This is a genomic window from Streptomyces celluloflavus, from assembly GCA_000720995.1.
GTDB classification, from domain to species: domain Bacteria; phylum Actinomycetota; class Actinomycetes; order Streptomycetales; family Streptomycetaceae; genus Streptomyces; species Streptomyces celluloflavus.
Map to the genome: position 1 here is coordinate 1 of JOEL01000043.1, position 21,335 is coordinate 21,335.

18 protein-coding genes and 1 pseudogene are annotated in these 21,335 nt (G+C 72.6%); 10 read left to right on the forward strand and 9 right to left on the reverse strand.

Going from position 1 to position 21,335, the window contains the following annotated elements; translation table 11 throughout:
• Positions 1–92 precede the first annotated feature (92 nt).
• Positions 93–338: pseudogene (locus IH09_RS28380) on the forward strand (PhzF family phenazine biosynthesis protein); the annotation flags it as partial.
• Positions 339–552: 214 nt separating this feature from the next.
• Here IH09_RS28380 and IH09_RS28385 read toward each other — a convergent pair.
• Both IH09_RS28385 and map read right to left on the reverse strand, forming a co-directional pair.
• Positions 553–1,242: a biliverdin-producing heme oxygenase gene (locus IH09_RS28385; protein ID WP_052860362.1), complete on the reverse strand. Its 690-nt coding sequence runs from the start codon at positions 1,240–1,242 to the stop codon at positions 553–555.
• A gap of 139 nt (positions 1,243–1,381) precedes the next feature.
• Positions 1,382–2,239: a type I methionyl aminopeptidase gene (gene map, locus IH09_RS28390; RefSeq protein ID WP_052860363.1), complete on the reverse strand. Its 858-nt coding sequence runs from the start codon at positions 2,237–2,239 to the stop codon at positions 1,382–1,384.
• Between the two features lie 67 nt (positions 2,240–2,306).
• Between map and IH09_RS28395 the strand changes: the two genes are divergently transcribed.
• The gene (locus IH09_RS28395; protein ID WP_052860364.1) at positions 2,307–2,591 is read left to right on the forward strand and encodes a hypothetical protein; all 285 of its coding nucleotides are present in this window, start codon (positions 2,307–2,309) and stop codon (positions 2,589–2,591) included.
• Positions 2,592–2,737: 146 nt separating this feature from the next.
• On the opposite strand, the gene IH09_RS28400 is transcribed toward IH09_RS28395, so the two are convergent.
• On the reverse strand, positions 2,738–3,463 hold the full coding sequence (locus IH09_RS28400) for a hypothetical protein (protein ID WP_052860365.1): 726 nt from the start codon (positions 3,461–3,463) through the stop codon (positions 2,738–2,740).
• Positions 3,464–3,785: 322 nt separating this feature from the next.
• Here IH09_RS28400 and npdG point away from each other — a divergent pair, with 322 nt between their 5' ends.
• Together npdG and IH09_RS28410 are read left to right on the forward strand one after the other, a co-directional pair.
• Complete coding sequence (gene npdG, locus IH09_RS28405; protein WP_052860366.1) at positions 3,786–4,517, forward strand: NADPH-dependent F420 reductase; 732 nt, start codon at positions 3,786–3,788, stop codon at positions 4,515–4,517.
• 187 nt (positions 4,518–4,704) lie between these two features.
• Complete coding sequence (locus IH09_RS28410; RefSeq protein ID WP_052860367.1) at positions 4,705–4,947, forward strand: hypothetical protein; 243 nt, start codon at positions 4,705–4,707, stop codon at positions 4,945–4,947.
• 62 nt (positions 4,948–5,009) lie between these two features.
• On the opposite strand, the gene IH09_RS28415 is transcribed toward IH09_RS28410, so the two are convergent.
• Positions 5,010–5,828 carry a site-2 protease family protein gene (locus tag IH09_RS28415; protein WP_052860368.1) on the reverse strand — a complete coding sequence of 273 codons (819 nt, stop codon included), beginning with the start codon at positions 5,826–5,828 and terminating at the stop codon, positions 5,010–5,012.
• Positions 5,829–6,075: 247 nt separating this feature from the next.
• Between IH09_RS28415 and IH09_RS28420 the strand changes: the two genes are divergently transcribed.
• On the forward strand, positions 6,076–9,597 hold the full coding sequence (locus IH09_RS28420) for a BTAD domain-containing putative transcriptional regulator (RefSeq protein ID WP_052860400.1): 3,522 nt from the start codon (positions 6,076–6,078) through the stop codon (positions 9,595–9,597).
• Positions 9,598–9,678: 81 nt separating this feature from the next.
• On the opposite strand, the gene IH09_RS28425 is transcribed toward IH09_RS28420, so the two are convergent.
• The 3 genes from IH09_RS28425 to panB all read right to left on the reverse strand — a co-directional run bounded on the left by IH09_RS28425 (position 9,679) and on the right by panB (position 12,673).
• Positions 9,679–10,509, reverse strand: coding sequence for an ABC transporter permease (locus IH09_RS28425; RefSeq protein ID WP_052860369.1), 831 nt, complete (start codon positions 10,507–10,509; stop codon positions 9,679–9,681).
• On the reverse strand, positions 10,506–11,543 hold the full coding sequence (locus tag IH09_RS28430; protein ID WP_052860370.1) for an ATP-binding cassette domain-containing protein: 1,038 nt from the start codon (positions 11,541–11,543) through the stop codon (positions 10,506–10,508). Before IH09_RS28430 ends, IH09_RS28425 begins: the two co-directional genes overlap by 4 nt.
• A gap of 155 nt (positions 11,544–11,698) precedes the next feature.
• On the reverse strand, positions 11,699–12,673 hold the full coding sequence (gene panB / locus IH09_RS28435) for a 3-methyl-2-oxobutanoate hydroxymethyltransferase (protein WP_205379462.1): 975 nt from the start codon (positions 12,671–12,673) through the stop codon (positions 11,699–11,701).
• A gap of 155 nt (positions 12,674–12,828) precedes the next feature.
• Between panB and IH09_RS28440 the strand changes: the two genes are divergently transcribed.
• The 4 genes from IH09_RS28440 to IH09_RS28455 all read left to right on the forward strand — a co-directional run bounded on the left by IH09_RS28440 (position 12,829) and on the right by IH09_RS28455 (position 18,025).
• The gene (locus tag IH09_RS28440) at positions 12,829–14,448 is read left to right on the forward strand and encodes an MFS transporter (RefSeq protein WP_052860371.1); all 1,620 of its coding nucleotides are present in this window, start codon (positions 12,829–12,831) and stop codon (positions 14,446–14,448) included.
• Entirely contained in the window at positions 14,445–15,080 is a 636-nt protein-coding gene (locus IH09_RS28445) for a TetR/AcrR family transcriptional regulator (protein ID WP_052860372.1), read from the forward strand. Before IH09_RS28440 ends, IH09_RS28445 begins: the two co-directional genes overlap by 4 nt.
• A 384-nt stretch (positions 15,081–15,464) precedes the next feature.
• Positions 15,465–16,385, forward strand: coding sequence for an endonuclease/exonuclease/phosphatase family protein (locus IH09_RS28450; protein ID WP_387808675.1), 921 nt, complete (start codon positions 15,465–15,467; stop codon positions 16,383–16,385).
• Between the two features lie 416 nt (positions 16,386–16,801).
• Positions 16,802–18,025, forward strand: coding sequence for an MFS transporter (locus tag IH09_RS28455; protein ID WP_052860374.1), 1,224 nt, complete (start codon positions 16,802–16,804; stop codon positions 18,023–18,025).
• A gap of 38 nt (positions 18,026–18,063) precedes the next feature.
• Here IH09_RS28455 and IH09_RS28460 read toward each other — a convergent pair whose 3' ends face one another.
• The gene (locus IH09_RS28460; protein WP_052860375.1) at positions 18,064–18,534 is read right to left on the reverse strand and encodes an ATP-binding protein; all 471 of its coding nucleotides are present in this window, start codon (positions 18,532–18,534) and stop codon (positions 18,064–18,066) included.
• 142 nt (positions 18,535–18,676) lie between these two features.
• On the opposite strand from IH09_RS28460, the gene IH09_RS28465 reads away from it, so the two are divergent.
• Positions 18,677–19,435: a GntR family transcriptional regulator gene (locus IH09_RS28465; RefSeq protein ID WP_052860376.1), complete on the forward strand. Its 759-nt coding sequence runs from the start codon at positions 18,677–18,679 to the stop codon at positions 19,433–19,435.
• A 44-nt stretch (positions 19,436–19,479) separates the two neighbouring features.
• Here IH09_RS28465 and IH09_RS28470 read toward each other — a convergent pair whose 3' ends face one another.
• A complete protein-coding gene (locus IH09_RS28470; RefSeq protein ID WP_052860377.1) occupies positions 19,480–21,312 on the reverse strand; it encodes an NAD+ synthase in 1,833 nt (610 codons plus the stop codon).
• Positions 21,313–21,335: the final 23 nt, after the last annotated feature.

A 21,335-nucleotide genomic window follows, 5' to 3' on the forward strand; every position in this document is an offset into this window, starting at 1 on the left:
AGCGAACGCGGGAGACCAGCGCATCCAACACCGTTCGGGACGCGCGCAGTTCCGGGAGCTGGCAGCAAATGCCACTCCTGAACACTGTTTAGGAACGGTGGCTCTATGCCTGGGCCTGGCAGGACGAGGCCGCCGGAGTGGTCCGCGCACGGGCCTTCCCGCGCCGGGGCGACGCCATCGTGGAGGACGAGGCGACCGGCGCCGCCGCACTCCTGCTGACCCATGAACTGGGCCGCCCCCTGGACATCCGCCAGGGAACGGGCTCGCAGATCCTCACCCGCCCCCACCCGGACGGCACCATCGAGGTCGGCGGCCGGGTACGCGCCGATACGCCGTAACGGCTCGTAGGCCCGGAGCGAGGCGCCCCGCGCCCGTACGCCGCAGCCCATATCCGGCTACGGCGTACGGGCTCCGGCGTACGAACCGTGCGGGGGGCGTCGGTGCGGCGAGCGCCTGCGCAGGGAGCGCCGACCCCGGACGGCGGCCCCGGACTGCGGGCCCCGACCCACGGCCGCCGGCCCGCTCGGCCTGTAGGCTCCGCGCCCCACCCGCCTACGCGCTCAGCGGGAACTGCTCGCCGAGCTCCTGGAAGACCGCGCTGTTCAGTGCGAACGCGCGCTTGCACTCGTCGACCACCCGCTGCTTCTCCAGGTCGTCCACCGGCAGTGCGTCCAGCAGCTCGCGGTACTCGCGCTTGAAGGCGGAGGGATTGCCGATGCCTTCGAAGACGTAGAACCGCACGCCGTCGCCCTTGCGGGCGAAGCCCCAGGTCTTCTCCGCCGTGCCGCGGATGATCTGGCCGCCGGAGAGGTCGCCCAGATAGCGGGTGTAGTGGTGGGCGACATAGCCGGCCGGCCAGTCCCGGGCGCAGGTGGTGATCCGGTCGGCGTACGCGGCGGTGGCCGCCAGCGGCTCCAGGCCGTTTCGCCAGGACGAGCCGCCCAGGTGGGTGAGGTCGCGCTCCAGTTCGGCGGTGCGGGCCAGCTCGGGGCGGATGAAGGGGCCCGCGACCGGGTCCTGGGCGAGCGCCGCGGAGGCCCCCTCCAGTGCGCGGTAGACGAACCACAGCTGCTCCGTGTAGCGCCGGTAGGCCGGGACGCCGAGCCTGCCGCCGAGGAGATCGCTCATGAAGGAGGAGTTCTCGGCCTCGGTGTGCTGCTGGTGTGACGCGGTGCGGATGACCGTCGAGAACGGTGTGGACGGCGCCGACGGCGCGGACGGGGTCGGGCTGGGCGCTTCCAAGGCGGACCTCCGGGGACCGAGGGGGAGCGGACGGGAACAGGTCGATTCCGCTAGAACTTAGGCTTACCTAACTACTTAGGCTTACCTAAGTCAACCTGTTCCCGACGCCCTGTCGGTAAAAAGCCTACCCCTGGACAGATCAGGGAAGCGTGAGGATTTCGGCGCCCGTCTCCGTCACGACGAGGGTGTGCTCGAACTGCGCGGTGCGCTTGCGGTCCTTGGTCACGACCGTCCAGCCGTCGTCCCACATGTCGTAGTCGTGGCTGCCCAGCGTCAGCATCGGCTCGATCGTGAAGGTCATACCGGGCTTGATGTCGGTGGTGTGGTGCGGGCTGTCGTAGTGCGGCACGATCAGGCCGGAGTGGAAGGACGAGTTGATGCCGTGGCCGGTGAAGTCCCGGACCACGCCGTAGCCGAACCGCTTGGCGTAGGACTCGATGACCCGGCCGATGATGTTGATCTGTCGGCCCGGCTTGACCGCCTTGATCGCGCGGTTGAGCGCCTCGCGGGTGCGCTCCACCAGCAGTGCCGACTCCTCGTCCGCCTCGCCGCACAGGTAGGTGGCGTTGTTGTCGCCGTGCACACCGTTGATGTAGGCGGTGACGTCCAGGTTCACGATGTCGCCGTCCTTGAGGACGGTCGAGTCCGGGATGCCGTGGCAGATGACCTCGTTGAGCGAGGAGCACAGCGACTTGGGGAAGCCGCGGTAGCCGAGCGTGGAGGGGTAGGCGCCGTGGTCGCACATGAACTCGTGGGCGACCCGGTCCAGTTCATCGGTGGTCACGCCCGGCGCGATGAGCTTCGCGGCCTCCGCCATCGCCTGTGCGGCGATCCGGCCGGCGATCCGCATCCGCTCGATCGTTTCGGCGTCCTGCACCTCGGGCCCCGTATAAGGGGTGGGCGCGTCCTTCCCGACGTACTCGGGGCGCGGGATGGAGGCGGGGACGGGGCGGGCGGGGGAGATGCTCCCCGGGACAAGAAGCGACTGGCCAGACATGCCAGCGAGTGTATCCGCGGGCCATCGGGCAGGATGGCGGCACAGGAGTCACCCACAGGAGGCGGCAATGGCGCTGTTCAAGAGGCGTACGGTCGGCAAACCCGGCGAATGGTTCTACTGCCTCCGCCACCAGAAGGTCGAGGAGGGCCCCGAGTGCCGGGCCGCCGACCGCTTCGGCCCGTACGCCACCCGCGAGGAGGCGGCGCACGCCATGGACACGGCGCGCGAGCGCAACCTGGAGTGGGAGACCGACCCCCGCTGGCACGACAAGGGCAAGGGGCCGGACGAGAGCACGGACACGGGTTCGGGCTCGGGTGAGGGCAAGGGCTCGGGCGAGGGCGAAGACCGGTAGCGGGGGCGGATGCGGGGGAGCGGTGCGAGCTCCCGTCAGTCGGCCATGGGCCCGCCGTCCGCCTGCCCTGGGCTCAGGCCGGGCTCGGCCGCCGGACCCCGGCACCGCACCGGGCGGGGCCCGTCCGGGCCGGTGGCGGCCGGGGATCACCAGCGTGGGGGCGGCGGTGCGGTCAGTTCGTCGGCGAGCCGGGCCAGTCGGTCGCGGAAGCGGCGGCGCCCGGGGGCGGCCCGGCCCGGCGGCTGCCCAGGGAGCGATGCGGGTCCGCCGTGCTCCCCGGCGGCCGTGCTGACCAGGTGCTGAAGCGTGTCATGGTCGGGGCCGGGCATGGATCCGGGACCGATGTCAGGACCGATGTCCATGCCCATGCCGATGTCGATACCGGTGCCGGGACCTGCCGGTCCGGCGGTTCCGGGGGCGGTCGGCGGGGCGGCGAGCGCGTCATGGGCCAGTGCGTGCAGCTCGCGGTCGCCGCCGTCCAGCGCGAGCACCGTCGCGCCGTTGCGCCGTGCGTCGTGCACCCGCTCCAGCAGCCCGGCCCCCGGCTGCTCCGGCGTCACGACCAGCAGCGTCGTGCCGCGCCCGGCCGCCGCCAGCCGGCCGAGCCCCACCGACAGATGGGCCGGCACCCCGGCGCGTACGTGGTGCCGCACCAGCGTCGGCGACAGCTCCGGCAGCCCCGACCAGGCGGCCTCGTCGTCGAGATGCGCGGCCAGGTGCCAGGGCTCGTACGTGGCGCTGCCGACCAGCAGCAGCCCGCCGCCGTGCCGGGTGACACCGGCGCGTAGCGCCCCGGCGAAGCGGCGGCTGGCCTGCACCCATTCGGTGCCGGCGAGGACCTCGCGCAGCAGCGCGACCCGTGACGCATCCATGGCCCCGCATCCTGCCGCGGCACCACCCCGCCCGGTGATCGCTCCCATTGGCGTCACCCGTACGGGAGCTGGTGCGGTATCTCGTACGGGCCGGTGGCGGGTTGTGGCCCCGCCGCGGCCGGCCGCCAACTGGTGCTCCACCCCTGCCCGGTGGGTGGCGCCGCCCATGTCCGCGGTGCCGCCGACGCTGTTTCAGCGGTACCGGCGGGCGGGTCCCGCCGAGGGCGGTGCGCAGACGTGACCGCGGGGCCGGAGTGCCGGTGGCGCGGGTGGGCCGACGGCGCCAGGATGCCGCCGGTGAAGGCGTGACAGTATCGCTGTCATGACTACTCCTGACGCTGCTCAGCCCGTGAACATCGCGACCGTCGCCAAGGCCGCCCTCAAGCGCGATCCCTGGGACCTGCCGGATGTCTCCGGCCTCGTTGTCGGCGTCCTCGGCGGCACCGGTGACCAGGGGCGCGGCCTGGCCTACCGGTTCGCCAAGGCCGGCCAGAAGGTGATCATCGGCTCCCGGGCCGCCGAGCGTGCGCAGACCGCGGCCGGGGAACTCGGCCTGGGCATCGAGGGCGCGGCCAACGCCGACTGCGCCCGGCGCAGCGATGTCGTGATCGTCGCCGTGCCCTGGGAGGGCCACGCCGAGACCCTGGAATCCCTCCGCGCGGAGCTGGCCGGCAAGATCGTCATCGACTGCGTCAATCCGCTCGGCTTCGACAAGAAGGGCGCCTTCGCGCTCAAGCCGGCCGAGGGCAGCGCCGCCGAGCAGGCCGCGGCCCTGCTCCCCGACTCCAGGGTCACCGCCGCCTTCCACCACCTGTCCGCGGTGCTGCTCCAGGACCCGGAGACCGCGGAGATCAACACCGATGTGATGGTGCTCGGCGAGGCCCGCGCGGACACCGACGTGGTGCAGGCGCTGGCCGCCCGCATCCCCGGTATGCGCGGCGTCTTCGCGGGCCGGTTGCGCAACGCCCACCAGGTCGAATCGCTGGTCGCGAACCTGGTCTCGGTCAACCGCCGCTACAAGGCACACGCCGGCCTCCGGGTCACGGACGTCTGAGCCGAACACGGACTTCTGAGCCGGTCACGCATGTCCGGGCCGGTCACGCACGTCCGGGCCCGGCGCGCCGGAGGCCGGTCGCGGACGGCGGGCCGGGCCGTGGCGCCGCACGGGCCCGCGTGGGGCACGAACGGGGCATGGGGGACACTGGGGAGGACCGCGCCACCCCCGACAGGAGCCGACCCCCATGCCCTCCGTGCCCTCGTCCCGCCCGGCCCCGCGACTCGCCGTCTGGGCCGCCGTCGTGTGCGTCCTCGCCGTCGCCGCGGCCGTTGTCTCCTTCGCACGGGGCAGCTGGCTCGGCGTCGTATGGATCCTGATGGCCGGTATCTCCAGCAACATGGCGTGGTTCTACGTACGCAAGGCGAAGCTGGACCGGGCGGCACAGGCGGACCGGGCGGCGCAGCCCGGCGCGGCGGCGTCCGGCTGACGCCGCCGGGTGCGCCGCGACACCGCCCGCCGGGTGCGCCGCGACACCCGCCCGCCGGTGCGCTACGTCAGTGCCTGGCCGATGCCGGTGACCGGCGGGATCTGCGGTTCGCCCTGCCAGAAGCGGAACAGCTCCCGGCCCCAGTAGCTGTCCCAGTTGGAGACGCCCAGGGCGCGCAGGATCGCGTCCACCAGGTCGAAGAACACGTGGTTGATCTCCGGCACCCAGAGCAGCCCGAAGACCGCCAGCAGCCCGAACGGCGCGAACGGCTCCACCTGGCGCCGCAGCCGGTGCGACAGCCACGGCTCGATCACGCCGTAGCCGTCCAGCCCCGGGACCGGCAGGAAGTTCAAGATCGCCGCCGTCACCTGCAACAGCGCCAGGAACGCCAGCGCGTAGCGGAACGCGGCGGGCACTCCGGCCAGCTGGTGGAGCCAGAACGGCGCGGTCACCACCGCGGCGAACAGGATGTTCGTCAGCGGTCCGGCCGCCGAGATCAGGCTGTGCCGCCAGCGCCCCCGGATGCGGCTCCGCTCGATGAATACCGCGCCGCCCGGCAGCCCGAACCCGCCCAGGATCACGAAGAGCACCGGCAGCACGATGCTCAGCAGCGCATGCGTGTACTTCAGGGGGTTCAGCGTCAGATAGCCCTTGGCCTCCACCGAGATGTCGCCGCTGTGCAGCGCGGTGCGGGCGTGCGCGTACTCGTGCAGACAGAGCGACACCACCCAGCCGGACACCACGAACACGAACACCGCGAAGCCGGTGCCCGCCGCGAGCGCCCCGCTCCACACGGCCCATCCCGACACCGCCAGGACGGCGACGAGCGCGAGGAAGACCGGGCTGATGCGTCGGTCGGCGCGCCGGATTGCTGTGGTCATCGTCTGCGGCTCCCGGAGGTCTGGTGGTGGGCAGCCCGACCGTATCCACGGAACGGCGCCCGGTGCACGGAAAAGGCCCGTGTGCGGAAAACGAGGCGCGGTGCTCCCGGGGTTCCGGGCAGGCTGGACCCAGGGGCGGATTTCCGGGTACGGCCGGGGCCTCGGCGGAGCCATTTCAGGGACATTTCAGGGACACGGGAAGGGTGACCGGACAGTGGGCGGCACAGCCGTGAACGACAATGGGCCGGTGCGCTACGGAATCCTCGGCACCACCCAGGCCGGCCGGGCCGACGGAACCCCCGTCGCCCTCGGCGGTGCACGACTGCGCGCCCTGCTCACCGCCCTCGCGCTGCGGCCCGGCCGGGCGCTGTCCCCGGACGTACTGATCGCCGACATCTGGGGCATGGACCCGCCCGCCGATGCGGCCGGTGCGCTGCAGGCCCTGGTCGGCCGGCTGCGCCGGGCCCTGGGCCGCACCGCGGTCGCCTCCGTCGACGGCGGCTACCGCCTGTGCGCCGAGCCCGACGCCGTCGACCTGCACCGCTTCGAACGGCTCGCGGCGGAGGGCGGCCGGGCACTCGCCGCCGCGGACCCGGCCCGCGCCGCCGTCCTCCTCGACGAGGCGCTGGCGCTCTGGCGCGGTCCGGCCCTCGCCGACCTGCCCGACGACCGTGTCGAGGCGGCCCGCGCCGAGACCCGCCGGCTGGACGCGCAGCGCACCCGGCTCGCCGCCGATCTCGCCCTCGGCCGGGCGGGCCAGGCGTTGCCCACGCTGGCCGCGCTCTGCCAGGACCATCCGCTGGACGAGCCGCTCCAGGCCCTGCGGCTGCGCGCGCTGCGCGATGCGGGCCGCACCGCCGAGGCGCTCGCCGCCTACGAGGAGATACGCACCGTCATCGCCGACCGCCTCGGCGCCGACCCCGGTCCCGAGCTCCGCGCCCTGCACGCGGAACTGCTCCGACCCGCGCCGGTCCGGGACGCGGCGCCGGCCCGGCGCGCGGCCACACCGCCGGGACCGGCTACCGGCCCGGGGCCGGCGGCACCGGCCGGGCCAGCCTCTGGAACCCCCGCCGCGCCCCACCAGGCCACCCCGCCCCCTTCCGGCACCCCGGCCACCACCGGCACCCCCACCGCGTACCCCGCCCCCGCCACGGACACCACCACCGGCACCCCCACCCCGGGAACGTCCGGCACTCCCACGGCTGGCCCCCGCACCCCCCTGGTCCCCGCCCGCCCCGGCAATCTCCGGGCCCGCCTCACCTCCTTCGTCGGCCGGGACACCGACCTGGCCGCGCTCCGCGCCGACCTGGCCGCGCACCGGCTGGTGACCCTGCTGGGGCCCGGCGGGGCCGGGAAGACGCGGCTGTCGCAGGAGGGCGCGGAGAGCGCGGTGGCCGCCGCGCCGGACGCCTGGCCGCACGGCGTCTGGCTGGCCGAACTCGCACCGCTCGACGATCCGCAGACCGTCCCCGAGGCGGTGCTCACCGCGCTCGGCGCCCGGGAGACCGTCGTCCGCAGCAGCGCCGTCGAGGGCCTGCGAGCCGCCGCCGACCCGACCGCACTGGACCCGCTCGCCCGGCTCGCCGAGCTCTGCGCCGACCGCCGGATGCTGCTGGTCCTCGACAACTGCGAGCATCTGATCGGCGCCGCCGCCGCGCTCGCCGAGCGGCTGCTCGCCGACTGCCCCGGGGTGACGGTGCTGGCGACCAGCCGCGAACCGCTGGCCGTACCGGGCGAGGTGCTGCGCCCCGTCGAACCGCTGCCCGACCCCGTCGCGCTGCGGCTGCTCGCCGACCGCGGCGCCGCCGCCCGCCCCGGCTTCCGTGTCGAGGACGACCGGGCCGCCTGCGCCGAGATCTGCCGTCGGCTGGACGGACTCCCGCTGGCCATCGAACTCGCCGCCGCCCGGCTGCGGCTGCTCTCACCGCGGCAGATCGCCGACCGGCTCGACGACCGCTTCCGGCTGCTGACCAGCGGCAGCCGGACCCTGCTGCCCCGGCAGCAGACGCTGCGCGCGGTCGTGGACTGGTCCTGGGACCTGACCGACGAGCCCGAGCGCGCCGTGCTCCGCCGGCTGTCCGTCTTCGCCGGCGGCTGCGATCTGACCGCCGCCGAGGAGGTCTGCGCGGGCGGTGGCGTCGACGGGCGCGAGGTGGCCGGGCTGCTCGGCTCGCTGATCGACAAATCGCTGGTGGTGGCGGCGCCCGCACCGGACGGACAGATGCGCTACCGGCTGCTGGAGACCGTGGGGGAGTACGCGGGCGAGCGGCTGGACGAGGCCGGGGAGCGGGCCGGCGCCGAGCGCCGCCACCTCGTCGCCTACCGTGAACTGGCCCGCACCGCCGACCCGTTGCTGCGCGGCCACGGCCAGCGCGGCTGGCTGGAGCGGCTGGGGCTGGAACACGACAACCTGCGTACCGCGCTGCGCCGCGCCATCGCCGCCCGCGACGAACACGAGGCGCTCTGCCTGGTGCTGTCGATGCAGTGGTTCTGGTCGCTGCTCGATCTGCGCAGCGAGGCCCGCCAGTGGTCGGAGGCGGTCGGCGCGCTCGGCCCCGACCCCTTCGAACCGCCCGTCGGGCCCGCCCCCGACCTGTACGAATCGCCCATCGACCGGCCGCCGCCGCTGGCCCCCGAGCAGCTCCAGGAGGCCCGCCGGGAGGTCCGGCTGGTCGCCCTGTCCAGCCTGGAGACCGACGTCGAGGCGCTGCGGTCGCCGCGGATGGAGCGGCAGGTGGCGGGCATTCTCGCCGCCTACCGCGGCGGTATGCCGCAGACCTGCAAGCTGCCGGGCGTCCTGTGGTTCTACGCGGTGATGCTCAGCGGCTCGTTCGACGGCGTGCTGGACGAGGTCGAGAAGGCGGTGCGCGCCTGCCGCGAGTTCGGTTACGAATGGGAGCTCGCCTTCGTCCTGCAACTGCGCTCCAAGCTGCTCAACGACCAGCCCGGCGGACTGGAGCAGGCGGCCCGGGACGCCGACGAATCGCTGCGGATCTTCATCCGGCTCGGCGACACCTGGGGCGCGGCCGAGGCGCTGGCGGGGCGCGGCGAAACCCGGGAGAAGCGCGGCGAGTACGGACTGGCGAAGCAGGACTACCGGGCGGCGATGGTCCACGCCGAGGACCTGGGCGCCCATGGCCAGACCCTGCTGCTGCGCACCCGGCTGGCCGGCGTGCTGATCGAGGAGGGCCAGGGGGAGACCGGTGAGCGGCTGCTGCGCGAGGTGCTGGCGGCGGCCAGGGACCAGCCCAGCGGCCGCGAAGCGACGCCCTTCGCGCATCTGTCGCTCACGACGTGGCTGTCGGTCTCGGGGCGTACGGCGGAGGCCCGCGACGAACTGCTCGCGGTGCGGGAGGCGTTCGGTGAGCGCGCTCCGGAGCTGTTCCGGGGGGTCCTGGAGTCCTTGCTGATCTCGCTGGACCTGGACGAGGGGCGCGGCGACGAGCTGCCGGCGAGGTTCCGCTCGGCGGCGGTTCTGGTGCGGGGCACGATGGCGCGGGTGGTGGCGCCGGACCTGCCGGTCGTCCATCTCCTCACCGGAGCCCGGGTGCTGACGGCCGTCCACGGCGAGCGTGGCGGATGGGACGCGGCGCGGCTGGTGGGCGCGTACGACGCGCTGGTGAGCATGCAGGTACCGACACTGATCGTCCGTCGCGACCGGGCGCGCGCCGAGGCGGCGGCGCGGGCGGCGCTCGACGACGCCGCGTACGCCCGCGCGTACGCCGAAGGCGGCGGCCTCTCCTTGGAGGAGGCCACCGCCCTCGTCTGACGCGAGCCGGGCGAATGGGATACGCGTCAGGTCTGTGGCGCGCGGAGGCGCGTCAGGCCGGTGCCGTCCGGTCGCCGGACCTCAGGTCTTCTTGCGGAACTTGGCGACCGCCAACGGCATCGTCACGGCCGTGATGGCGACCGCCCAGCCCAGCGTGACGAGCGTGGGCTGCGCGATGGCACCCTGTCCGTTCATCAGCGCGCGGGCCGCGTCGGCCAGGTTGGAGAGCGGGTTGACCTTGGTGAACCCCTCCAGCCAGCCGGGCATCGACTGCGTCGGCGCGAAGATCGAGGAGCCGAACTGGAGCGGCATCAGCACCAGCATCGCCACCCCCTGCACCGACTGCGGGCTCTTCATGGCGAGCCCCAGCAGGACGAAGATCCACATCAGGGCGGCGCCGAACACCGTGGACAGCACGATCGCGCCGAGGAATTCGAGGAAGCTGCCCCGGATCTCCAGGCCGAGCAGGAAGCCCATGCCGAGCAGGATCGCGGTGGCGATCAGCATCCGGCCGATCTCGACGACGATCTTGGCTATCAGGACCGAGGACCGGGCGATGGGCATCGTCCGGAAGCGGTCCATGACGCCCTTGCGGAAGTCGTCGTTGACGCCGCTGCCCACCGCCATGGCGATGTTCATGCCCATCATCGCCATCATGCCGGGCACCAGGTACTGGACGTACTCCTGCTGATTGCCCTTGCCCGCGATGGCGCCGCCGAAGACGTACACGAAGAGCAGGATGAAGATGACCGGCATGAGCAGGGCGTCGAACATCGACTCCGGGTCCTGCTTGATCTGGAGGGCGTTGCGGCGCACCAGCGCGCCGATGTGCCGCAGATTGGCGCGTACGCCGATCCGGCCCTCGTCGCCGCGGGCCTTCACCGGCGGCGCCGTCACTGTCGCGGCACTCATGCCGATACCTCCGCGTACTGCTGGTCCTGGGTGTCGCCGGCGTCCGCGCCGGCCCCCGCCTCGGAGGTCTTCTGGCCGGTGACGGCCAGGAACACCTCGTCCAGGCTGGGCAGATGGGTGCTGATCGCGGCGAGCTCGAAGCCCTGCCGGGCGAGCACGCCGACCACGGCGGTCAGCTGCTCGTCGCTGATGATCGGGACGTTGACCACGCCCTCGGCGCGGTCCGCGGTGGCCCCCGCGATGCCGTCCAGACCGGCCTGCGCGATGGCACCGGCCATCCGCTCCAGCTCGCCGGGGTCCGTCGGCCGGATCTGCAGCGTCCGGCCGCCGACCTTGGCCTTCAGCTCGTCCACCCGGCCCTCGGCGATCACCTGGCCGCGGTCGATGACCGTCAGTTCGTTCGCCAGCTGCTCGGCCTCTTCCATGTACTGGGTGGTGAGCAGCACCGTCGCGCCCTCGTAGACCATCCGCCGCACCTCTTCCCACACCTCGTTGCGGGTACGGGGGTCGAGGCCGGTCGTCGGCTCGTCCAGATAGAGGACCGAGGGCTGCCCGATCATGGAGGCGGCCAGATCCAGCCGGCGGCGCATACCGCCGGAGTACTTGGCGGCGGGCCGCTTGGCGGCCTCGGTCAGCGAGAACCGCTCCAGCATCTCGTCCGCGCGCCTGCGGGCGTCCTTGCGGGACAGATCGAGCAGCCGCCCGATCATGTAGAGGTTCTCCCGGCCGGAGAGCTTCTCGTCGACCGAGGCGTACTGCCCGGTCAGGCCGATCCTGCGGCGCAGCGCGCGGGGCTGGCGCACCACGTCGTAGCCGGCCACGAAGGCGCTGCCGGCGTCGGGTACCAGGAGGGTGGACAAGCAGCGTACGAGGGTGGTCTTGCCGGCGCCGTTGGGGCCGAGCACGCCGAGCACGGTGCCTTCCCGCACGTCCAGGTCCACACCGTCGACGGCTTTGACCTCGCCGAAGTGCTTGACCAGACCGCGCACCTCCACGGCGTTTCCGCCCTTGGTGGTTATCGTCTGTCGCGTCATGCCCTCAAAGGTGCCAGCCGCCACCGACAACGCACCGACAGGCCGCCGACACCGCGCCCGGCCCACCGACAGACGGGCCGGGCGCGGTCCCCTACGGGAGCCCGGGGTCGGACCCTACGGGACCGCCCCGGCCCGGCGGAACCTCCGGGAGGCCCCTAGTGGAAGCTGTGCTCCTCGGCCGGGAAGGCGCCGCCGACGACCTCCTCGGCGAACTCCCGCGCCGCCCCGCCGAGCAGATCGCGCAGCTGGAGGTACTTCTTGACGAAGCGGGGTACCCGGCCGCCGGTCAGGCCCGCCATATCGGTCCACACCAGCACCTGGGCGTCACACCCCGGGCCCGCGCCGATGCCGACGGTCGGGATGTGCAGCGCGCGGGTGACCTCGGCGGCCAGCGCGGCCGGCACCGCCTCCAGGACGACCGCGAACGCCCCCGCGTGCTGGACCGCCTTGGCGTCCCGCAGCAGCTGCTGGGCCGCTTCCTCGCCGCGGCCCTGGACGGGGTAGCCGCCGAAGGCGTTGACGGACTGCGGGGTCAGGCCGATGTGCGCCATCACCGGGATACCGGCCGAGACCAGCAGCTCCACCTGGTGCGCGGAGCGCTCGCCGCCCTCCAGTTTGACGGCGCCCACCCCCGCTTCCTTGACCAGCCGGGTGGCGTTGCGCAGCGCCTGCGCCGGCCCTTCCTGATAGCTGCCGAACGGCAGGTCGGCGACGACGAGGGTGCGCTTGGTGCCGCGGACGACCGCGGCGGACAGCATCGTGATCTCGTCCATCGTGACCGGCACGGTGGACTCGTAGCCGAGGTGGCAGTTGCCCATCGAGTCGCCGACGAGCAGGACGGGGATGCCGGCCTCGTCGAAGACACCGGCGGTCATCGCGTCGTAGGCGGTGAGCATCGGCCACTTCTCGCCGCGCCGCTTGGCGGCGGCGATATCGCGGACCGTGATGCGGCGCGAACCCTTGCCCCCGTACAGCGTCTTGCTGCTGTCGGCCACGGGCGGTGCGGCGGGCTCGGCGGCGGTCTGCGCGGCAGGTGCCGAAGCGGGTTCCGCGGCGGGCGGTGCGGCGGACTGTTCGGCGGGCGGTACGGGCCCCTCGGCCGGTTTCCGGGCAGGCGAAAGCTGCGTCATGGTGACGGCTCCTGTTCCTGATCTCGAAGCGCCCTTACGGCGTCTCCGGACTCGGTCCCATGCTGGCACGGCGCGCGGGCCGAGCGGAAGGGGCGGCCGTCCACGCCGTCGGCGATACGGAACGGGTCCGTATCGGAAAGGCGTAAGGTGCCTCCATGGCCTCCTCCCCCTCCGCTCCGGGCATACCCGCCGCCCGTCAGGTCCCCGACCACATCCACCGCCGCCGCTGGGCGATCCTGTCCGTCCTGATGCTCAGCCTGCTGATAGTGGTGCTGGACAACTCCATCCTCAACGTCGCGATGAAGACGATCGCGACCCCGGCCCCCGTCGGCCTCGGCGCCACCCAGAGCGAGCTGGAGTGGGGGATCAACTCCTACACCCTCGTTTTCGCCGGGCTGCTGTTCACCTCGGGGCTGCTCGGCGACCGGCTCGGCCGCAAGAAGGTGCTCCTCTTCGGCCTGGTGGTCTTCGGCGCCGGTTCGGTGCTCGCCGCGTTCTCCGGATCGCCCGGCGAACTCATCACCTTCCGCGCGGTGATGGGCCTGGGCGGCGCCTTCGTGATGCCCTCCACCCTGGCCATCCTGATGAACGTCTTCGAGCGGGACGAGCAGCCCAAGGCGATCGGCATCTGGGCCGGCGGCGTGGGCCTGGCCATCGCGATCGGCCCGATCGCCGGCGGTCTGCTGCTCGACCACTTCTGGTGGGGCTCGGTCTTCCTCGTCAACGTCCCGATAGTGCTGATCGCGCTGACCGCGATGATCCTGCTGGTGCCCGACTCCAAGGACCCCAGCCCCGGCCGGCTGGACCCGTTCGGCGTGCTGCTCTCCGTCGTCGGCCTCGTCCTGCTGGTCTACGGGATCATCAAGGGCGGCCAGCTCGCCGACTTCACCGATCCGCAGGTCCTCGGCACGGTCCTCGGCGGCCTCGTCGTACTGGGCGGCTTCGTCCTCCACCAGAAGCGCAGCGACCACCCGTCCATCGACATCGGCTACTTCCGCAAGCCCGCCTTCTCGGCCGCCGTGGCCGCCATCGCGCTGGTCTTCTTCGCGCTGATGGGCGTCACGTTCTTCACCGTCTTCTACATCCAGAGCGTGCGCGGCTACACCCCGCTCCAGGCCGGTCTGCTGATCCTGCCGCTGGCCGCCGCCCAGATGATCTTCGCGCCGCGGGCCCGGCTGGTCGTCGCCCGGTTCGGCTCCCGCGTGGTGTGCACCGTCGGGATGCTGCTGGTCGCCGTCACCATGTCCGGCATGCTGCTGCTGGACACCGACACCCCGATCTGGGTCCTGGAGGTGCTGTTCTTCGTGCAGGGCACCGGTATGGCGCACATCATGCCGCCGGTCACCGTCTCGATCATGCAGTCGCTGCCGCGCGAGAAGGCCGGTTCCGGCTCCGCCCTCAACAACACCTTCCGGCAGGTCGGCGGCACCCTCGGCGTCGCCGTCCTCGGCTCGCTGCTGTCCACGACCTACCGCGACGGCATCCAGGGCAAGCTCGACGCGCTGCCCGGTGTGCCGGCCGACATCCGGCACGCGGCCGGCGAGTCCATCGAGGCGACCCTCGGCCTCGCCGGGAAGCTCGGCCCGGCCGGGCGTACGCTGGCCGACTCCGCGGAGGCCGCCTTCATCCACGCCATGCACGTCACCGCGCTCGGCTCGGCGGCCGTCGCGGTGGTCGGCGCCGTGGTGGTCGCGGTGTTCCTGCCGGGCCGCACGGCACCGGCACCCCGTGTGGCGGTGCCGCACGAACCGCGAAAGGCGGACGCACAGCGATGAACCGGACGGCGGGAGACCCCGAGGCGGCCTGCGAACGCCGCGGCCGGCCGCGCAGCGCCGCGGCCGACACCGCCATCATCGAGGCCGTACTGCGCATGATCGAGGACGGTGCCTCCATCGCCGAGCTGTCGATGGAGCGCATCGCCCGCGAGGCGGGCGTCGGCAAGGCCACGGTCTACCGCCGTTGGCCGGGCAAAAGCGCCCTGATGCTCGATGTGATGCGGTCCCTGGAGGCCCGGTGCCCGAAGCTCGACGGTGACTCGGTGCGCGACGACCTCGTCGCACTGCTCGAATTCCTGCGCCTGGGCGGGCTGGCCAAGCGCAATTCCGCCGTGCTGCGCACCGTTGTCAGCCACGTCAAGGCGCAGCCCGCGCTGTGGGCGGAGTACCACGACACGGTCATCCGGGACCGCCACGAGGCACTGCTCGCCGTGCTCCGCCGCGGCCGGGAGTCCGGCGAGATCCGCACCGACCACGACATCGAGGCGATCGCCGACCTCTTCGTCGGCCCGATGCTGGCCCGCGCCATACTCCACGAATGGAAGGAACTCCCCGAGGGGCTCGCGGAGGACATCGTCGACATGGTCCTGGACGGCGTCCGCCCGACGGCCCGAGCGGAGGTTGCGGGCTGACGGGGCCGACGGGGCTGACGGGCCGGGGCCGCCCCGCTCCGGCAGCACCCCTCGCCAGCCTGTCCCATTCCTTCCCGCCCATCCCTTTCCGTCCGCCCGGATGCCCGTCCGATGACGGGACCATGCCCGTTCTGTGACAGCTGCCTCCGACGGGCGCCGGGCCGGAACCCCGGGATGTCAGCGCGCCGTCCTCACTTTTAAGAAGGCGCTTTACGGACCATCGCCTAGGGTCGGTGATCACAGGCGAGGCGCGGCGCAGCGGAGCACGGCAGTGAGGACAGCGGTATGGCGCAGGCATTCATGACGGAACCGGGGCAGGGCCAGGACCCTGGCCGGGCCGGGTCCCGGGCCGGACGCCTGCTGAACTGGTGGCGCCCCGAGGGGATGTGGCGGCGCGGCATCGTACTGGCCGTACTCGCCGTGCTGCTCGGCCTGCTGATGATCCTGCACGCACAGCTCCCCAACGCGGTGGGAAACCTGGGCAGTCTGCTGGAGACGTTCCTGCCGTGGCTGGCGCTCGGCATCCCGCTGCTGCTGGTCTTCGCGGTACTGCGCCGCTCGGCGACCGCGCTCGTCGCGCTGCTGCTGCCGGCCGTCGTCTGGGTCAGCCTCTTCGGCGGGCTGGTCACCGACAAGAAGGGCACCGGCGGCAACCTCACCGTCGCCACGCACAACGTCGACGCCGACAACCCCGACCCGACGGGCACCGCCAAGGACATCGTGGCGTCCGGCGCCGACGTGGTGGCGCTGGAGGAACTGAGCGGCACCGCGCTGCCCAAGTACAAGGAGGCGCTGGCGAAGGCGTACCCGTACAGCACCGTGCAGGGCACCGTCGGCCTCTGGAGCAAGCGCCCGCTGTCCGACGCGGCGCCGGTGGACATCCGGATGGGCTGGACCCGGGCGCTGCGCGCCACCGTCACCGCCGCCGACGGCCAGAAGTTCGCCGTCTACGTCGCGCATCTGCCGTCCGTACGGGTCAAGCTCAAGGCGGGCTTCACCGCCAACCAGCGCGACGGCAGCGCCGCGCTGCTGGGCGAGGCGATCAAGGCCGAGCCGCTGAAGAAGGTGGTGCTGCTCGGCGACCTCAACGGCACCATGAACGACCGGTCGCTGGCCCCGGTCACCGCGCAGATGCGCTCCGCCCAGGGCGCGGCGGGCGACGGTTTCGGCTTCACCTGGCCGGCGGCCTTCCCGATGGCCCGTATCGACCAGATCATGATGAAGGGCATCGACCCGGTCTCGGCCTGGACCCTGCCGGCCACCGGCAGCGACCACCTGCCCGTCGCCGCCTCGATCAAAATCTGACACGGGATGCCGGCTGGGATGCCGGGTCACCGGGGGCGGCCACGGGGCCGGACGGAGCGGACGTCCGGCCCCGTGGCCGTCCCCGCATGACGTCCACCCGCGGCATACCGTCCTGTAACACCCCGTTCTCGGGCCGGAACGCCACGGCTGAGAGTCTTGGTTCCGTATCGGAATCAGAACGTGTCGACTCGGAACGTGTCGACTCGGAACTCATCGACGTGTAACGGAACGTTCGGAACGCCCGGGACGGCGCCACGGACAACGCCCGGGACCGTGCCCTGGACAACGCCCGGACGTCGTCCCGGACAACGCCCAGGACGACGTCCGGGGCAAGAAAAACGGCGTTCCCGACACGAAGACGTACGGACTCCCTGCCCGCGTGCGCCGCCGCACGCACCGTCCCCGAAAGGTTTTTCATGCCCTTGGCTCTGCTCGCGCTCGCGATCTCGGCCTTCGGTATCGGCACCACGGAGTTCGTGATGATGGGCCTGCTGCCCCATGTCGCGGACGATCTGGGCACCTCGGTGCCCACCGCCGGCTACCTCGTCTCCGCCTACGCCCTCGGCGTCGTCATCGGCGCCCCGCTGCTGACCGTCCTGGGCTCCCGCATCCCGCGCAGGCGGATGCTCGTCCTGCTGATGGGGGTCTTCACGGTCGGCAACCTCGCCTCCGCCCTGGCACCCGATTTCGGGCTGCTGATTGTCGGCCGGCTGCTGGCCGGGCTCCCGCACGGCGCGTTCTTCGGCGTCGGCGCGGTGGTCGCCGCCCGGCTGGTACGGGAGGGCCGGCAGGCCCGCGCGGTCGCCACGATGTTCCTCGGCCTGACCATCGCCAACATCGTCGGGGTGCCCGCCGCGACGCTGCTCGGCCAGCACCTCGGCTGGCGCGCGACCTTCCTCGTCGTGGCCGCCATCGGCCTCGTCGCGATGGCCGCCCTCGCCCGGCTGATCCCGCCGCTGCCGGCCGGGACGCGCACCGGTCCGGGCCGCGAACTGCGCGCACTGGGCAACCGCCAGGTGCTGCTCGGCCTGCTCACCACCGTCTTCGGCTTCGCCGGGGTCTTCGCCCTCTACAGCTACCTCGCCTCGATGATGACGGAGGTCACCGGCTTCGCCGAGACCTCCGTCCCCCTCGTCCTGGCCCTCTTCGGCATCGGGATGACCCTCGGCGCGCTCGCCGCGGGACCGCTCACCGACCGAGCGCTGCGCCCCACCCTGTACGGGGCCCTGGCGGCGCTCGCCGCCGTCCTCGCCGTCTTCCCCCTCGCTGCCCAGGTGAAATGGGCGGCCCTGGCCACCGTCGTCGTGATCGGCGCCGTCGGCTTCCTGACCACCACCCCGCTGCAGATGCTCGTCATGAACAAGGCCCCGCAGGCCCCCACCCTGGCCGCCGCCGCCAACCAGTCCGCCTTCAACCTCGCCAACGCGGGCGGCGCCTGGACCGGCGGCCTGGCCCTGTCGGCCGGCTGGGGCTGGACCTCTCCCGCCGTGGTGGGCGCGACCCTGGCCGCCCTCGGCCTAGCCGTCGCGGTCACGGCGGGTCTGCTGGACCGGGACACGGGCGAGACGTCCCGCATCGTGGCCCGGGGTGGGGACGGGGAACCGGCCCTGGGGGCGGCGTCGGCCGAACGCGTCGGCTGAGCCTTCGGCGGGGGAATCGCGCACGGGGCCGGCCCGTGTCAGGACACGGGCCGGGGGCCGGGCAAGTTCACCTGCGGTCGGACTTCCCCGATCAGAAACGAGACCATCGTTCCCCCATGGGGACTCGGTTCCACGGCCCATGCCGTCGCAAGGTGGTCCAGAAGCAGCAGTCCGCGGCCGTCCGTCGCCTCCGGCTCAGGCGCTCGCATGCGGACCCGCTCCGGGCTGCCGGGACTGCGCACGTCGGTCCGGAGCCCGTGGCCGATTCGCCACCACTCCAGCCGGATCAGCCAAGGGCCGTCCGCCGCGGCGTGCCTGACGGCATTGCCCACCAGCTCGGATACCAGCAGTACGCCGTCATCGACCGGCCACCCGAGGCCGTACCCGTCGGCGAGCCGGCGAAAATGCCGCCGGGCCAGCGCTGCGGACTCCGGAACCGGATGCAGACTCAGCACGCTCAACGGCTCGGGCTGTACGCCGATACCGCCGACTCCGGCGATCCGTGTCATCACGATTCTCCCCACCACTGCGGACAGCACCAGGACGGAACATCTCTAGACATCTCCAGCGAAGCGGAATTTCTCTAGAGATGTCAATGCGGCCCCCTGCGCCCCGGGTTGCGTGGGAGTGCCGCTTAGGGTGTCTCTGGAGATGACCGGAGGAGGCGTAGTGACCGAACCCAAGTACCAACGGATCGCCGCCACGCTCAAAGCGGCCATTGCAGAGGGCGAATACGGCCCCGGCGACCGGCTGCCGGGCGAGAACGACCTCATGGCCGCTCACGGCGTGGCGCGGATGACCGCGCGTCAGGCCCTCGGCGTGTTGCAGAGCGAGGGGATCGCGGAGGCCCGTAAGGGCGCGGGAGTGTTCGTGCGGACGTTCCACCCGTTGCGACGGCGCGGCATTCAGCGCTTGACCCGCGAGGCATGGGGATCAGGGCGTTCGGTTTGGTCCGTCGACGCGACGGACCGGGATGTGGTCGTCGATCAGATCAGGGTCGGCGAGGAACCGGCTGCCGAACACATCGCCCGGGTGCTCGGCCTCGTGGCGGACGAACCGGTGTGCGTGCGCGACCGGCGCTTCGTGCTCGACGGCAAACCGGTGCTGCTCTCGACGTCCAGCCTTCCGGCCGGACTCGTCGCCGGATCTCCGATCACCCGGCCGGACACCGGCCCCGGCGGGATCTACGCCCGTCTGGCGGAGCTCGGACACGAGCCGGTTCACTTCCGTGAGGAGGTCCGTTCCCGTATGCCGACGTCCGATGAGACCGCCCGGCTCGCCCTGCCCGGCGGGACTCCGGTCCTTCTCGTCTGCCGCACCGCCTTCACGCAGGACGGCAGCGCCGTCGAGGTCAACGAGATGGTTCTGGACGCGAATTCCTACATCCTGGAGTACGACTTCGACGCCTGACCGGCACCGCGGGAATGCGGTCTGCGGCCTCGGGAGTCCGCTCCTCAGTCCCCCTCCCGCCAGTGATTGGTGATCGGCAGCCGGCGGTCCTTGCCGAAGCCCTTGGCGGAGATCTTGGTGCCGGGCGGGTACTGGCGGCGTTTGTACTCGGCGCGGTCGACCATGCGCAGGACCCGGGTGACGAGTTCCTCGGGGAAGCCCTCGGCGACGATCTGCTCGCGGCCCCGGTCGCGGTCGACGTACAGCTCCAGGATGCGGTCCAGGACGTCGTAGTCGGGCAGGGAGTCGGTGTCCACCTGGCCGGGGCGCAGTTCCGCGCTCGGGGGTTTGGCGATCGTGTGCTCCGGGATGGGCGGGGTGTGGCCGCGGTCGGCCGCCGACTGGTTGCGCCAGCGGGCGAGCTGGTAGACGACGGTCTTGTAGACGTCCTTGATCGGGCCGTAGCCGCCCACCGAATCGCCGTAGAGGGTCGAATAGCCGCACGCCAGCTCGGACTTGTTGCCGGGGGCGAGGACGAGGTGCCCCTCCTGGTTGGAGATCGCCATCAGGGTCGTGCCGCGCAGCCGCGACTGGAGGTTCTCCTCGGCGAGGCCGGTCAGCTCCAGCGCCGCCATGTACGCGTCGAACATCGGCGCGATCGGCACCGTACGGAAGGCGAGGCCCGTACGGCGGGCCAGTTCGGCGGCGTCGGTCAGGGAGTGCTCCGACGAGTAGCGGGAGGGCATGGCCACCGCGTGCACCCGCTCGGGGCCCAGCGCATCGCAGGCGAGGGCGGCGACCAGCGCGGAGTCGATCCCGCCGGACAGTCCGAGCACCACGCTGCGGAAGCCGTTCTTGGCGACATAGGCGTGCAGCCCGGTGACCAGCGCGGTGTAGATCTCCTCGGTGTCCGGCAGCCTCGCCCCGGTGTCCGCCGGCTGCCCCGCCTCGTTGCGGGGTGGCTGCGGTGGGTAGGCGGGGCGGTCGGGCGGGGGATCGGGGGAGAGCGTGACGGGAGGCCGCGGCGGGCAGTCGGGCAGCGGGTCGGGGGAGAGCGTGACGTGGTCGACGCGGAGGCCGTCGTCGAGGACGCCGGAGGGCGGTTCGGGCGCGGCGGCCGGGAGTTCGAGGTCGAGCAGCAGGGCGACCTCGGTGAACTGCGGTGCCCGCGCGATCACCCCGCCGTCCCGGTCGACGACGATGGAGTCGCCGTCGAAGACCAGCTCGTCCTGCCCGCCGGTCATCGCCAGATAGGCGGTGGTGCAGCCGGCCTGCCGGGCCCGTTTGCGGACCAGCTCCAGCCGGGTGTCGTCCTTGTCCCGTTCGTACGGTGAGGCGTTGACCGACAGCAGCAGCCCGGCCCCCGCGCTGCGCGCCGCGGGCACCCGGCCGCCCTCCTGCCACAGGTCCTCGCAGATGGCGAGCGCCACGTCCACGCCGTGGACCCGTACGACGGGCAGCGTGTCGCCGGGGACGAAGTACCGGAACTCGTCGAAGACGCCGTAGTTGGGGAGGTGGTGCTTGGCGAAGCTGAGCGCGATCCGGCCCCGGTGCAGTACCGCGGCGGCGTTCTGCGGGGCGCCGGCCGGCCGGCCGTAGCGCGGCAGGTCCTGCGGACAGCGGTCCAGATAGCCGACGAGCACCGGGAGTTCGCCCAGCCCCTCCGCCGCCAGCCGGCCGGCCAGCGCCCGCAGCGCGGCCCGGCTCGCCTCGACGAAGGAGGGGCGCAGCGCGAGATCCTCGACCGGATAGCCGGTCAGCGCCATCTCCGGGAACGCGACGAGGTGCGCCCCCTGCTCGGCGGCGTACCGGGTCCAGCGGACGATCGTCCCGGCGTTCCGGCCGATATCGCCGACGCAGGAGTCGATCTGATGCAGGGCGAGACGAAGTGAGGGCACCCTGTCAGTGTAATCGTCTTTCT

Bases quoted from the DNA above. Each gene is read 5' to 3' on its own strand.
- map (WP_052860363.1), bottom strand. From the start codon at position 2,239: ATGTCTGGCCAGTCGCTTCTTGTCCCGGGGAGCATCTCCCCCGCCCGC.
- IH09_RS28395 (WP_052860364.1), top strand. From the start codon at position 2,307: ATGGCGCTGTTCAAGAGGCGTACGGTCGGCAAACCCGGCGAATGGTTC.
- IH09_RS28400 (WP_052860365.1), bottom strand. From the start codon at position 3,463: ATGGATGCGTCACGGGTCGCGCTGCTGCGCGAGGTCCTCGCCGGCACC.
- npdG (WP_052860366.1), top strand. From the start codon at position 3,786: ATGACTACTCCTGACGCTGCTCAGCCCGTGAACATCGCGACCGTCGCC.
- IH09_RS28410 (WP_052860367.1), top strand. From the start codon at position 4,705: ATGCCCTCCGTGCCCTCGTCCCGCCCGGCCCCGCGACTCGCCGTCTGG.
- IH09_RS28415 (WP_052860368.1), bottom strand. From the start codon at position 5,828: ATGACCACAGCAATCCGGCGCGCCGACCGACGCATCAGCCCGGTCTTC.
- IH09_RS28425 (WP_052860369.1), bottom strand. From the start codon at position 10,509: ATGAGTGCCGCGACAGTGACGGCGCCGCCGGTGAAGGCCCGCGGCGAC.
- IH09_RS28430 (WP_052860370.1), bottom strand. From the start codon at position 11,543: ATGACGCGACAGACGATAACCACCAAGGGCGGAAACGCCGTGGAGGTG.
- panB (WP_205379462.1), bottom strand. From the start codon at position 12,673: ATGACGCAGCTTTCGCCTGCCCGGAAACCGGCCGAGGGGCCCGTACCG.
- IH09_RS28440 (WP_052860371.1), top strand. From the start codon at position 12,829: ATGGCCTCCTCCCCCTCCGCTCCGGGCATACCCGCCGCCCGTCAGGTC.
- IH09_RS28445 (WP_052860372.1), top strand. From the start codon at position 14,445: ATGAACCGGACGGCGGGAGACCCCGAGGCGGCCTGCGAACGCCGCGGC.
- IH09_RS28450 (WP_387808675.1), top strand. From the start codon at position 15,465: ATGTGGCGGCGCGGCATCGTACTGGCCGTACTCGCCGTGCTGCTCGGC.
- IH09_RS28455 (WP_052860374.1), top strand. From the start codon at position 16,802: ATGCCCTTGGCTCTGCTCGCGCTCGCGATCTCGGCCTTCGGTATCGGC.
- IH09_RS28460 (WP_052860375.1), bottom strand. From the start codon at position 18,534: ATGACACGGATCGCCGGAGTCGGCGGTATCGGCGTACAGCCCGAGCCG.
- IH09_RS28465 (WP_052860376.1), top strand. From the start codon at position 18,677: ATGACCGGAGGAGGCGTAGTGACCGAACCCAAGTACCAACGGATCGCC.